This is a genomic window from Tenacibaculum ovolyticum DSM 18103 (genome assembly GCF_000430545.1).
Taxonomy (GTDB): Bacteria; Bacteroidota; Bacteroidia; order Flavobacteriales; family Flavobacteriaceae; genus Polaribacter; species Polaribacter ovolyticus.
Genome location: NZ_KE387166.1, coordinates 72,916 through 86,455 on the forward strand (window position 1 = coordinate 72,916; position 13,540 = coordinate 86,455).

Annotated in this window: 15 protein-coding genes; 10 read left to right on the forward strand and 5 right to left on the reverse strand. The window is 29.5% G+C overall.

Going from position 1 to position 13,540, the window contains the following annotated elements; all coding sequences use genetic code 11:
• Positions 1-192: 192 nt before the first annotated feature.
• A complete protein-coding gene (locus H518_RS0118190) occupies positions 193-732 on the forward strand; it encodes a hypothetical protein (protein WP_028890405.1) in 540 nt (179 codons plus the stop codon).
• Here the strand turns inward: H518_RS0118190 and H518_RS0118195 are convergent.
• Positions 701-1,417, reverse strand: a complete 717-nt coding sequence (locus H518_RS0118195) for an RDD family protein (RefSeq protein ID WP_028890406.1) — start codon at positions 1,415-1,417, stop codon at positions 701-703. The genes H518_RS0118190 and H518_RS0118195 overlap by 32 nt on opposite strands.
• Before the next feature lie 118 nt (positions 1,418-1,535).
• Here H518_RS0118195 and H518_RS0118200 point away from each other — a divergent pair, with 118 nt between their 5' ends.
• The 7 genes from H518_RS0118200 to H518_RS0118230 all read left to right on the forward strand — a co-directional run bounded on the left by H518_RS0118200 (position 1,536) and on the right by H518_RS0118230 (position 8,361).
• Positions 1,536-2,501, forward strand: a complete 966-nt coding sequence (locus H518_RS0118200; protein WP_028890407.1) for a stage II sporulation protein M — start codon at positions 1,536-1,538, stop codon at positions 2,499-2,501.
• The gene (locus H518_RS0118205; protein ID WP_028890408.1) at positions 2,494-3,351 is read left to right on the forward strand and encodes a hypothetical protein; all 858 of its coding nucleotides are present in this window, start codon (positions 2,494-2,496) and stop codon (positions 3,349-3,351) included. The genes H518_RS0118200 and H518_RS0118205 overlap by 8 nt, the downstream gene beginning before the upstream one ends.
• A gap of 4 nt (positions 3,352-3,355) precedes the next feature.
• Complete coding sequence (locus tag H518_RS0118210; protein ID WP_155995265.1) at positions 3,356-4,087, forward strand: DUF4129 domain-containing protein; 732 nt, start codon at positions 3,356-3,358, stop codon at positions 4,085-4,087.
• A 4-nt stretch (positions 4,088-4,091) separates the two neighbouring features.
• Positions 4,092-5,339: a DUF4350 domain-containing protein gene (locus tag H518_RS0118215; RefSeq protein WP_028890410.1), complete on the forward strand. Its 1,248-nt coding sequence runs from the start codon at positions 4,092-4,094 to the stop codon at positions 5,337-5,339.
• Positions 5,336-5,935 carry a M23 family metallopeptidase gene (locus H518_RS0118220; protein ID WP_028890411.1) on the forward strand — a complete coding sequence of 200 codons (600 nt, stop codon included), beginning with the start codon at positions 5,336-5,338 and terminating at the stop codon, positions 5,933-5,935. The genes H518_RS0118215 and H518_RS0118220 overlap by 4 nt, the downstream gene beginning before the upstream one ends.
• Before the next feature lie 84 nt (positions 5,936-6,019).
• Positions 6,020-7,027 (forward strand): AAA family ATPase, encoded by a 1,008-nt coding sequence (locus H518_RS0118225; protein WP_028890412.1) that lies wholly within the window; start codon positions 6,020-6,022, stop codon positions 7,025-7,027.
• A 2-nt stretch (positions 7,028-7,029) separates the two neighbouring features.
• Entirely contained in the window at positions 7,030-8,361 is a 1,332-nt protein-coding gene (locus tag H518_RS0118230) for a DUF58 domain-containing protein (protein ID WP_028890413.1), read from the forward strand.
• Between the two features lie 106 nt (positions 8,362-8,467).
• Here H518_RS0118230 and H518_RS0118235 read toward each other — a convergent pair whose 3' ends face one another.
• The 4 genes from H518_RS0118235 to H518_RS0118250 form a co-directional block, all read right to left on the reverse strand.
• On the reverse strand, positions 8,468-9,157 hold the full coding sequence (locus H518_RS0118235; RefSeq protein ID WP_028890414.1) for a hypothetical protein: 690 nt from the start codon (positions 9,155-9,157) through the stop codon (positions 8,468-8,470).
• Between the two features lie 81 nt (positions 9,158-9,238).
• Positions 9,239-9,556, reverse strand: a complete 318-nt coding sequence (locus H518_RS0118240; protein ID WP_028890415.1) for a CCC motif membrane protein — start codon at positions 9,554-9,556, stop codon at positions 9,239-9,241.
• A 16-nt stretch (positions 9,557-9,572) separates the two neighbouring features.
• Positions 9,573-9,854, reverse strand: a complete 282-nt coding sequence (locus tag H518_RS0118245) for a DUF2752 domain-containing protein (RefSeq protein WP_028890416.1) — start codon at positions 9,852-9,854, stop codon at positions 9,573-9,575.
• 14 nt (positions 9,855-9,868) lie between these two features.
• The gene (locus H518_RS0118250) at positions 9,869-10,192 is read right to left on the reverse strand and encodes a YbaB/EbfC family nucleoid-associated protein (protein WP_028890417.1); all 324 of its coding nucleotides are present in this window, start codon (positions 10,190-10,192) and stop codon (positions 9,869-9,871) included.
• A 74-nt stretch (positions 10,193-10,266) separates the two neighbouring features.
• Here H518_RS0118250 and H518_RS0118255 point away from each other — a divergent pair, with 74 nt between their 5' ends.
• Entirely contained in the window at positions 10,267-12,429 is a 2,163-nt protein-coding gene (locus tag H518_RS0118255; protein ID WP_081411224.1) for a S9 family peptidase, read from the forward strand.
• 114 nt (positions 12,430-12,543) lie between these two features.
• Entirely contained in the window at positions 12,544-13,539 is a 996-nt protein-coding gene (locus H518_RS0118260; RefSeq protein WP_028890419.1) for a PLP-dependent cysteine synthase family protein, read from the forward strand.
• Position 13,540 lies beyond the last annotated feature (1 nt).

Genomic DNA, 13,540 nt, shown 5'->3' on the forward strand with positions numbered 1-13,540 from the left:
TCATAAAACACCATATTCTAACTACTTAATTTTTATAAACGAGCTGTTTTTTTGTATTTTGTACATATTTATTTCTAGAAATAAAAACTGTACATTGAATGAGGTTATATTTTTGTACAGAAAAAAATGAAATAAAATAGAAATGTACAAGCGATGTACATTTTTTAATACTAAAAAAAAAACTGTACAAAAATGATAAAAGAAATAAGAAAATACTTTGATGCAAGAATTATATCTCTAGCTAATTATTTAGGCGTTTCTTTCGAAACAATGCAATCGATATCAGTACATCGCAGGAGCTATAGTTTTGAAGGAATGAACAAGTTGTTAACACTATACAAAGCCTTGTCTTTAAAAACTCCTTTAGAAGAATTACCTGGTGCAGGCGATTTTTTTATGGCAGAAAAAACCGCAGCTGAAAAACCTTTAAATAAATTGTTAGCTACAAAAAAGAGAAACTTACATACACGAGAAACATCTTTACAAACATTAAAAACAAAACGAAAAGCTTGGCAAAGGGGATTGCATGCTTCTATTAAGTTGTTAGAACAAAAAACGTTAACCAAAAGTGATGCAAAATGGGTTGATTTACGTAAAAGGCATTTAGAAATAAGATTAGCCGAAAATACTTATTTTAAAGAGATAGAATTAAAAGCAAAAATAAATGGCTTAAAAGCTGAGGTAGCTTACATAGCAGCTTTTATTGCTGAGCAAAATAATGATAATCTTTAATAATAGTATCTACAAAATCTACTGGGTTTTGTTTTGTTGTAATTCCTGTTATTTCTATAATTTTTAAATGTAGTTTTGAAATTACTTTATGATTCCTTTTTTTTATAGCATCAGTATATACCTTTTTTATGGTATGCATATCATCATCATTCAATAATGTTGCTTGTGTGTAAATAGGTGTATAATTATCAGATATATCATTCGCAATAGTATCTCTTAAAGTAATTCTTTTCTTTTCAGAAACAACAGTAGTACTAGCAGCTAAATCGCCAAGTCGCTGCCCTTTTCCGTTTAAAAGAATTGTTAAAACAGCAACAGAACCACTAGCAAGCCCAAAATCGATAATTCGCAATAACCAACGAATTAAATAACTACCAAAAGTAGGTTTAGAACCGTCTATTTTTACAACCCTAGTTTGGTTAAAAAATTTACCAGGAGTTTGCCCGTTCATTAAAACTTCAAAAAGTAAACTGTAAAAAAAAGTAGGCAAACCTAAAAGAAGGTATAAGCTCATATACTCCATACTAGGTACCATATTAAGCATACCCATTATTAAAAATATAATAATATAGTAGCCGATAATAAATAAAGCATCTATTAAATAAGAACCAATACGGGTAGTAACATGCGCTACATTTTGAGTTATAGCAATATTTTGAGCCGTTTCTATTTGAAAATTATCCATTAATTAGTTTTTCATTTTTTTTGTTGATAATTCTATAACTTTTTTTAGATTAGCGAAGATAAAAATATTCTATGAAAAGAAAGAGTTCTCATAAAACTTGCTATAATTTATTTTTTAAATGAGAGAAGCTGCTTTTGTAAAAAAAAATAAAGAGAAATGGCAATTGTTTGAAGACGCGTTGTATAATAAAACAAGTCTTTCTCCTGATAAATTATCAGATTTATATGTTGAGTTAACAGATGATTTAAGTTATGCTAAAACCTTTTATCCAAAGGGGAATACCTTGGTGTATTTAAATGCCATAGCTGTTACAGCACATCAAAAAATTTATACAACTAAAAAAGAAAGTAAAAATAGATTCATTAGTTTTTTTAAAACAGAATTTCCATTATCATTTTACAAACATCAAAAGCAATTATTAATAGCTTTTAGTGTTTTTGCTTTTTTTAGTATCGTGGGAGCTTTCTCATCAGCAAACGATGTTGATTTTGTTCGACTTATTTTAGGTGATAGTTATGTAAACATGACTTTAGAGAATATTGAAAAAGGTGATCCGATGGCTGTTTATAAAAAAGCCAATGAGGTTGATATGTTTATAGGGATTACCATAAATAATATAAAAGTAGCCATGTATGCTTTTGTTTTAGGAATGTTATTCTCTGTAGGAACCTTATATATTATGATGCAAAACGGTATAATGTTAGGCTCATTTTTATATTTTTTTTATGATAAAGATTTACTTTGGGAATCTTCTAGAACAATTTGGATTCATGGTACTATAGAAATATCAGTAATTATAATAGCTGGTTGCGCAGGTTTAGTTTTAGGAAACGGATTACTATTTCCCAAAACCTATTCTAGATTAGAATCCTTTAAAAGAAGTATGAAAGACGGATTAAAAATAATGGTAAGTAGTATTCCGTTTTTTATAATTGCAGGTTTTTTAGAAGGTTTTGTAACACGCCATACCGAAATGCCAGATTGGTTAGCAATTCTTATCATCTTATTATCATTAGCAAGTATTATATTTTATTACGTTATATATCCAATTCAACTACACAAAAAACAAGTAACCAATGAATAAAGAGTACATAGAGTTTAAAAAAGAAAGAGATTTAGGAGCTATTATTAGCGATGCTTTTAAGTTTATGAGACTAGAAGGAAAAGAGTTTTTCTCAACAATTGTTAAAGTGGCAGCAATTCCTATTTTAATAACAATAATAGGAGCTATTTTTATAGGATATTCATTATCAACTATATCAAGTGAAAGTACTCCAGAAATGATGGGGCTTAGTATTGGTGGTGCAGGTTTCTTAACAATAATAGCATATATTGTAACTCTTGTATTTATCAATTTAGCAGGTATGTATTACATAAAATCATATATTGATAACAATGGAAATGTAAATGAAGAAGAAGTAAAAGATAATTCTAAAAATAAATTTTGGTCATTTACCGGTTTTGGAATTTTAGCAATGCTTATTGTTATGTTTAGTATGTTGTTTTGTGTTCTTCCGATGTTTTATACAGCAATAGTTTTATCTTTAGGCGCATCAATATTAGTTTTTGAAAATGAATCAGCAACTGCTACTGTTAGTAAATGTTTTAATCTTATAAGTGGTCATTTTTGGGAAACTTTTGGGGTGATTTTCGTAGTTGGTTTATTAGTAGGTATGTTAGGATATGTATTTAAAATACCAGCAATTATATATCAGTTTGTTCAAATGGGAATTGGCATGAATAATGAAGATCCTACTCAAATTTTTAATTTATTTAAAGACCCCGTTTACATAATCTTAAATTTAGTTTCTATTGTAGGTCAATTAATGTTTTATACAATAACATTGGTAACCAATGTGTTTTTATATTTTGATATAAATGAGCAAAAAAACTTAACAGGAACCCTTGAAAAAATAGACGGCCTAGGTCAGTAATAATTTGAAACACTTACTTTTTTATATAGCATTTTTATTGCTTTCTTTTTCTGTGTTTTCACAAACAACAACGAAGGAAGTTAAGTTTGATGAAACATTTATTGAGCAACGAAAATTTGATGCAAAAAAAATAGAAGCATACAAGCAACAAGATGATTTTATATATGTTGTTGAAAAAAGAGAACCTACTATTTTAGAAAAAGCATGGAGCTGGTTTAAACGAAAAATAAAAAGCATACTATCTTATATTTTTGATGATATAAAACCAGCAGTAGGTTTTTTATGGAGTCTGTTTAGAATTTTACCATATGTAATTGCCGTTTTAGTACTGTACTTTATCATTAAGTTCTTTTTAAAAGTAAATGCTAGCAATATTGTAATAGGTAAAAAAGCGAATTCGATAGTAAACTTATCTGATGAAGAAGAATTAATAAGAGATAGAGATTTACCAAAATTAATAAAGGAGGCAATAACAGATGGAAATTACAAATTAGCAACGCGTTATTATTATTTGCTGTTATTAAAAAAGTTATCAGAAAAAGAGTTGATTTCTTGGCAGCAAGAAAAAACAAATGAAGATTATATAAAAGAAGTTTCATCAAATAAAAATTTGCATAAAGAATTTAAAGAAGTAACACATTTATACGATTACGTTTGGTACGGAGAATTTTTAATAGATAAAGAAAAGTTTTTACAAGCAGAAGTGAGTTTTAAAAAAGTGATTGCTAAAATTTAAGAATTTGGATAAAAAGCTAAAAATATATATTGGTTTATTGGTGTTTATTGTACTTGGTATTATATATATCGAATCGATAAAACCAAAAGAAATTAATTGGTTTCCAAGTTATGACGCGAAACATAAAATACCATACGGAACCTATATTTTGCATAAAGAAATGCCTTCGCTTTTTGCTAATAAAAAGGTAAGAGACGTATATCAAAGTCCATATTTATTTTTAAAAGATTCAATAAATAAAGGAACTTATTTTTTTGTTGATGGTAAGCTAAATTTTGGAGAAGAAGAGTTTAATGAGTTGCTAAAATTTGTAGCAAGAGGAAATGATGTTTTTATAGCTACCAATGATTTTAATTTAGATACATTAAACATTAAAACAAAACAGTTAAGTACTACGGCTTTTGAAGAAAAAGCATACCAAAATATAGTTAATAAAAAATTAGATACGAATGAGTATCATTTTGATAGAAATTTTCCGAAAGCCTATTTTTCGAGTGTAGATACTTTAAAAACAACAGTTTTAGGAGCGTTGCTTATTAAAAATGAAAAAGATTCCATTGTAAGTCATAAGCCTAACTTTGTTAAAACAGAATTCGGAAAAGGATCTTTTTACTTACATACATTTCCGCAAACATTTACCAATTACAATATGCTTTTAAATACCAATTATACCTATGTAGCAAGTGTATTATCGTATTTGAATACAAATAACAAAAATAGTTTAAGAGAGCAAAATACAAGTTCTAGTAGCAGTAGTACTACAATTCTTTGGGATGCGTATTATAAAACAGGAAAAAGCGGAATAAGTTCGCCAATGTATTATATTTTAAGTTCAAAGCATCTTAAATGGGCTTATTATACGGCTTTAATTGGTGTGTTGTTTTTTGTGATTTTTAAAGGAAAAAGGGATCAACGATTTATACCTATAATTACGCCTTTAAAAAATCAAACATTAGCTTTTACCAGAACAATTGCGAATATGTATTATGAAAAATCAGATCATAAAAATATAGCAATTCATAAAATTAATTACTTTTTAGAATACATACGAGTACACCATAGATTAGCAACCTTAAAAATAGATGCTGTTTTCTACGAGCATTTAGCGAGTAGAAGTGGTAATTCAGTAGGAAGTGTAGAGAAATTATTTAAAAAGGTAACTATAATAGAATCAAAAGAAAAAATTACTGAAGAAGAGTTGATTGCATTGAATAAGGGAATTGAAATGTTTAAAAAGGATAATAAAAAATGATTAAAACTTGGGGCTTACTACTTATACTATCCTTTAATGTAGGGTTAGGATATCGTTTGCCAGTTAATGCTTTAGATAGAAATTCTATTAGCTCATTAAAATTAACAGGAATTGGTGAATTTGGTCTGCTAAGAAAAGAGAGGCCTAAAGTTCCTGCACATTATCATACAGGAATAGATATAAAGAGAGCTACAAATAATTATGAGTCAGAACCAATATTTCCAATATTTGAAGGCGTTGTAATTAGTAAGCGAGAGGACGGACCTTATGCACAGCTGATAATAGAACATGGAGATAATCACAAATTTTGGACAGTTTACGAACATATTGCAGGAATAGAAGTAAATTTATTCGACCATGTAAATACGGATACTAAAATAGCTAGGTTTATGAATAGAAATGAACTTAATAAGTATGGATGGCAATTTGACCATTTTCATTTTGAGGTTTTAAAAGTTCAGCCTTTTAAACTAAAACGAAATAATTTAAAACCAGAAAGGTTGTTTTCGTCTTATACTTTGGTAGCTTACACGAAAGAGGATTTAAACAAGTATTTTTATGATCCGTTAGATTTTTTAGAGAAGCATTTAAATTGATAAACAAACAATATTTAAAGAAAAAAGTGAGAAAAAGCACAATGCTTTCTCCTTCAAAAAAACAAAGAATAAAAAAATAAGAGCATGAATACAGAAGATAACAATCAAACAACAGAAACGAATGAACTATTTTCTAGTAGAATAGATTTATCAAAATTAAAAGAAGCTGTTGGTAACATAAAAGAGCAGTTGGCTAAAGTAATTGTTGGTCAAGAAGATTTTATAGAGTTGTTATTGGTTTCGTTATTAGCAGATGGACATGTGTTAATTGAAGGAGTACCAGGAGTTGCAAAAACAGTTACAGCAAAATTGTTAGCAAAAACTATTGCAACCGATTTTAGTAGAATTCAATTTACGCCCGATTTAATGCCTTCGGATGTATTAGGAACATCAATTTTAAATATGAAAACATCTAATTTCGAATTTAAAAAAGGACCTATATTTTCTAACGTTGTATTGATTGATGAAATAAATAGAGCGCCTGCAAAAACACAAGCAGCTTTGTTTGAGGTAATGGAAGAGAAGCAAATTACGATGGATGGAACTCAATATAAAATGAGTCCGCCATTTATGGTTTTAGCAACACAGAATCCTATAGAACAAGAAGGAACTTATGCATTACCAGAAGCACAATTAGACCGTTTTTTGTTTAAGATAAATGTAGGATACCCTAGTTTAGAAGAAGAAATTAAAATAATTGCAGCGCATAACGATCGAAAAGGAGCATTACCACAATCAAAAATTGAAGCTGTATTAACAGAGGCAGATTTATTAGAATACAGAAGTAAAGTATTTGAAGTGTTGGTAGAAGAAAAAATTATTAAATACATTGCGCAATTAATTTCAAATACGCGTAACAATGCACATTTATATTTAGGAGGGTCACCAAGAGCAAGTATTGCAGTATTAATGGCGTCAAAAGCATTTGCAGCGATTAACGGACGTGATTTTGTGATTCCTGAAGATGTAAAAAAGAGTATTTATCCGGTATTACGTCATAGAATAATGTTAACTCCAGAAAGAGAAATGGAAGGAATGACGACAGACAAGGTTATTGAGATGATTGTTCAATCTGTAGAAGTTCCGAGATAGTGATTCAATTCTTTAAATCAATATATATTCATAATCGCTTTTTTACGTATATAAGCGTACTGTCGGCATTGTTTTTAATGTCGTTTTGGTTTCCTATTATATATAACGTAACATGGTTATTGGTTTTGTTTTTTGCAATAACTATGTTTATAGATTTAGTTATTCTATATCGTTATAAAAACGGTTTTTTAGCGAAGCGAATAGTGTCAGAAAAATTATCAAATTCTGATGCTAATGAAATATCAGTAACGTTAGAAAATAACTATCCGTTTCAAGTTTTTATAAATGTGATAGATGAATTACCAGCACAATTTCAAAAAAGAGACTTTGCCTATAAAACAGCGCTTCAATCAGCAGAAAAATCAACATTTGTGTATAGTGTTCGACCAGTAGAAAGAGGAGCCTATAATTTTGGAAATGTACATGTATTTGTTTCTTCTGTATTACAAATGTTTTCAAGAAGATATACTTTTTCAGATGATAAAAGTGTAAAAGTATATCCGTCGTATGTGCAAATGAAAAAGTACGAATTTTTGGCAATGCATAATAATTTGACAGAATTCGGAATGAAAAAAATCAGACGAATTGGTCAAACAATGGAGTTTGAGCAGATAAAGAATTACATTCCGGGTGACGATGTACGAAATGTGAATTGGAAAGCAACAGCTAAAAGAGGGGAGTTGATGGTAAACCAATACCAAGATGAAAAATCACAACCCATTTATTCTATTATCGATTTAGGGCGTGTTATGAAAATGCCTTTTGAAGAATTAAGTCTGTTAGATTACGCTATAAATTCAACCTTAGCTTTTTCGAACATAGCCTTGTTAAAAAATGATAAAGCAGGAATGCTTACGTTTTCTAAAAATGTAGAAAAAATTATTGCAGCAAGTAATAAAAAAACAAACCTTTCGGTAATTAACGAAGAACTGTATAATATAACAACCGATTTTACCGATGCTAATTTTGCACTATTGTATGCAACGACTAAGAGAAAAATTAATCAACGAAGTTTATTAATTTTATATACAAATTTTGAACATATTTCGGCTTTAAAAAGGCAGTTGCCTTACCTAAAAGCAATTGCAAAAAAACACTTACTAGTGACTGTTTTCTTTGAAAATACAGAATTGGATAGTTTGATAAATGAAAATTCAGAAGATTTACAAGATGTTTATCATAAAACAATAGCTGAAAAATATGCGTTTGAAAAACGTTTAATAGTAAAAGAATTAGAGCGAAATAGTATTCATGCTATTTTAACGAAGCCACAGCAATTATCGGTTAATGTGATAAATAAATATCTTGAGTTTAAAGCAAAAGGAATGATATAAAAAAAGCGACCAAATTGGTCGCTTTTTTTATGGAGTTAAATTTATTAGTAGAGGTGAGTATATATAAATTAACTATGTCAGGTCGAGCGCAGTCGAGATCTATTTATTATAATTTAGTAATTCCAATATTTAAGAGGTTTGAATTTAAGGTAGTTCCTCCAGCATTAATTACGTATCTAACGTTTACAAGATCGTTTTGGTTTAGCGCATACATTAAAGTACCAGTTGTACCCCAATAATCTTGTGAAGGAAAAGAAGTGAACCCTCTAGATAAATATCCACGTCTAATTCCGTTAATAAATACCCCTAAAATAAATTTAGTATCACCAGAAGGCATATTTGTGACAGATATTTCTCCCGAAATTAAATAATTACCGTCGTGTAGTACTCTAATTTCAGAATTTTCTACAACTGAATAATACGATGTGTTTATAAACTGTATTTGAGGAGTATTTAAAGGGAGGTCGTAAAAAGTATTAGTGCCAGTATTTAAATTAGTAGAACTATTTCTGTTTAAAATAACAGTTTTACTTTCTGTGCTAGGTGCTATTAACATTTTCCAACCGTCAATATCATCCCAAATCTTAGTTAGGGTAGGCGTATTATTTGTGTCAAACCAAATATCATTTTCTAAAGGAGATAAAGGTGCTGTATTTGAAGTTGTTACTTTGTTGTTGTTTACGTATTTAATTGTGCCTTTATTATCAACAACTCTCACTTCTTGAGCATTTAATGATAGGCAGGTAATTATAATACTAAATAATAACGTCAAATGATTTTTTTGATTACAAAACATTTTAATCGTTTGTATATGGGTTTGTTATGGGGCGTAAAAAAAACGACCAAATTGGTCGTTTTTTTATTATAAGAAGTAATTTTATTGATATTTTTCTAAAGCTTCTTGGTATTGATCCATAAATACACTCCAATCTGTAGTGGCTAATCTATAACCTGTTAAAAGCAAGTAAACTGAGTTTACAATTAAAGCAATCATAGCAACTGTTCTAGCTGTCTTTATCGCTTTAAGTGTAGCAGAATCATAATCGTTTGGATTTGCTTGGGCGTCTTTCATTTTGTTATTAGCCATAATAAAAGCAGGTGCAGCTAGTATAATACCTAAACCAGCAAAACAACAGCATAAAAAACTGATTATTGATAGAACGTAAATTACTGTTGGGTTAAATTGTTTTTCCATAGTCTTTAAAATAATTTTATATTAATTGATTCATTTTTATTAGATAACTTACTACAATGATAAGTACATTAATAACAGCTAAAATACTTATAATTCTTTGAGCGTATTTAATTTTATAAAAGAAATTAAGTACAATAATTACCGCTAAAAAAAGTAAGGTGTATATAGCAGGATACATTTTAAAAGCAGCAATAAACTCACCATGAATTAATAAGCTTAAAGCTCGTTGTATACCACAGCCCAAACAATCAACCCCAAAGAATTTTTTATTTAAACAAGGTAGCATGTAATCATCCATTTGTAAGTATATTATTATTTAAACATATCCATTCCAGGAATGTTTGGCATTCCATCTTTAGCCGCAACAGCTAGTTCATGCTCATTAATTTCTCCAGCTCGTTTTAAAGCTTTATTTAATGTTAAAATCAAATAATCTTCTAATTCTTCTTTGTCTGCTAATAAAGATTCGTTAATCGTAATTGCTTTTACCTCTCTATTGGCAGTAACAGTAACTTTTAGTGCGCCATTAGTAGCATTCTCATCAATTAAAACAGTGTTTAATCGTTTTTTAGTTTCTTCAACCTTTTGTTGAGCTTCTTTTAATTTGCCCATCATCCCTGAAATATCTCCAAACATTTATCGTTGTGTTTATAATTATTACGGTAACAAAAATAGTATTTTCACAAGAAAATTAACCAAACTAAGTAAAAATGAAAAAAATAATACTAACTGCTATAGCTTTTAACCTTATTTTTGTGAATTGCAAAAAACAGGAAATGAAGAAAGATATTATAGCTCCAATAGCTGAAAAGCAGCCAACAACATTAAAAAAACACGGAGACGTACGTACTGATGATTATTTTTGGATGCGTTTAACCGATGCACAAAAAGAAGCTGCAATTAAAGACGAACAAACTCAAAAAGTATACGACTATTTAAACGCTGAAAACTCTTATTACAAAGAAAGTACTAAAGAAACAGAAGAGTTTCAAGAGCAGTTATTTCAAGAAATGAAAGGTCGTATTAAAGAAGATGATGAGTCGGTACCTTATAAAAGTAACGGATATTTTTACATTGCACGATATGAAAAAGGACAACAATATCCTATTCACAGTCGTAAAAAAGGAAATTTAGAAGCTGAAGAGGAAATTATATTTAATGTAAATGATGAAGCAAAAGGGCATGATTACTTTCAATTAGGCGGTTTAAGTATATCACCAAATAATAAGTTAACCACTTTTGCAACAGATACGGTAAGTCGTCGTCAGTACGTTATAAAAATAAAGAACTTAGAAACAGGCGAAATTTATTCTGACAAAATAGAGAATACAACAGGAGGTGCAGTTTGGGCTAATGACAATAAAACATTGTTTTACACCAAAAAAGATCCAGAAACATTACGTAGTTCACAAATTTATAAGCATGTTTTAGGAACTGATTCAGCTAAAGATGTGTTAGTTTTTGAAGAAAAAGATGAAACTTTCGGAACTTTTGTTACAAAAACAAAATCTAAAAAATACCTAGTAATAGGATCTTATAGTACTGTATCTAATGAATATCAAGTATTAGAAGCAGATACACCAAATGGTGAGTTTAGAATGATTCAAACGCGTGAGCGCGATTTAGAGTATGATATTGCACACTATAAAGATCATTTTTATATTAAAACCAACAAAGATGGAGCAACCAACTTTAAGTTGATGAAAACTCCAGAAAGTAAAACCACAAAAGAGAATTGGGTTGATGTTATACCGCATAGAGAAGATACTCTATTTGAAGATTTTTCAATATTTAAAGACTATTTAGTTTTAGAAGAAAGAAATAACGGGTTAAATAAAATACGCATTAAACGTTGGGATAATAGTGAAGATTATTATTTACCTTTTGATGAAGAAACATACTCAGCAGGTGTACATGGAAACCCTGAGTTCGACACAGATATTATTCGTTATTCTTATAATTCTATGACAACGCCAAGTTCTGTGATTGATTTTAATATGAAAGATCAATCAAAAGAAGTTAAAAAAGAACAAGAAGTTTTAGGAGGTAAGTTTGATAAAAATAATTATGTAAGTGAACGTATTTGGGTTACGGCACGAGATGGTAAAAAAGTAGCATTATCAATAGTACATCATAAAAATACCAAATTAACTAAAGACACTCCAATTTTACAGTATGCTTACGGTTCGTATGGACATACTATTTCTGATGGATTTTCAACAACACGTTTAAGTTTATTAGATAGAGGTTTTGTATATGCTTTAGCACATATTAGAGGAAGTGAATATTTAGGTCGCGATTGGTATGATGACGGAAAAATGTTAAATAAGAAGAATACTTTTAATGATTTTATTGATTGTTCTAAGTATTTAATCGCTGAAGGTTACACTTCTCCAAAACACTTATACGCAATGGGAGGTTCTGCTGGAGGATTATTAATGGGAGCTATTATTAATATGAATCCTGAGTTATATAACGGAATTATAGCTGCTGTACCATTTGTTGATGTAATTTCTACAATGCTAGATGATACGATTCCTTTAACAACTGGTGAGTATGATGAATGGGGAAACCCTAACGATAAAGAATACTATGATTATATTAAATCATACTCTCCTTATGATCAAGTAACAGCAAAAGCATATCCAAACATGTTAATTACAACAGGTTTACACGATAGTCAAGTACAGTACTGGGAACCAGCTAAATGGATTGCGAAACTTAGAGATGTAAAAACAGATGACAACCTATTATTTTTACATACTAATATGGAAGCAGGACATGGAGGAGCGTCTGGAAGATTTGATGCATTAAAAGAAACAGCAGAAGAATATAGCTTCTTTTTAATGTTAGAGGGTAAGTTAGAAAAATAATTATATTTTTGCACTCGATTTGAGTGTAAGCGTCATTGTAAAAAATAGCGAAAAATCTCAACAAGAAAATTCGTGTTCATTTTTACAATGACGCTTTCTTATTTTATAATAAAAATGGATAGACATACAGGTATTACCAATTCAATTTTAGATTTAGTTGGACAAACCCCAATGATAAAACTAGATAGAATAACTAAAAATTTTTTAGGTACATATTATGCAAAAATAGAAGCTTTTAATCCAGGACATTCAGCTAAAGATAGAATAGCACTACATATTATTGAAAGTGCTGAGAAAAAAGGTATTTTAAAGCCAGGAGATATTATTGTTGAAACTACATCAGGAAACACAGGGTTCTCTATAGCAATGATAAGTGTTATTAAAGGATATAAGTGTATTTTGGCGGTGAGTGATAAATCATCTCAAGATAAAATTGACATGTTAAAATCAATGGGAGCAGAAGTACATGTTTGCCCTGCTTACGTACCTGCAGATGATGCTCGTTCTTATTATGAAGTAGCAAAGCGGTTACATAAAGAAAATCCTGGATCTATTTATATAAATCAATATTTTAATGAGTTAAATATAGAAGCTCATTATAAATCTACAGGGCCTGAAATATGGGAACAAACAAAAGGTAAGGTTACTCATGTTGTAATTGCAAGCGGAACTGGAGGAACGATTTCTGGAACTGGGAAGTTTTTAAAAGAAAAAAATCCTGCTATAAAAGTTTTAGGAGTAGATGCTATTGGTTCGGTTTTAAAGAAATATCATGAAACAGGTGAGTTTGATGAAAATGAAATATCTCCATATAAAATTGAAGGGCTAGGCAAGAATTTAATTCCTACGGCAACCGATTTTGATGTAATTGATATTTATGAAAAAGTATCAGATAAAGAAGCGGCATTTAAGTCAAGAGAATTAGTAAAAACAGAAGGTTTATTTTGTGGCTATACCTCAGGGGCGGTTTTACAGGCTACTCAACAGTATAACGATAAAGGATATTTTGATAAGGATAGTGTTGTGGTTGTTATTTTACCAGATCATGGTTCTCGTTATATGAATAAAATCTATTCAGATGCTTGGATGAAAGAACAAGGTTTTTTATAAA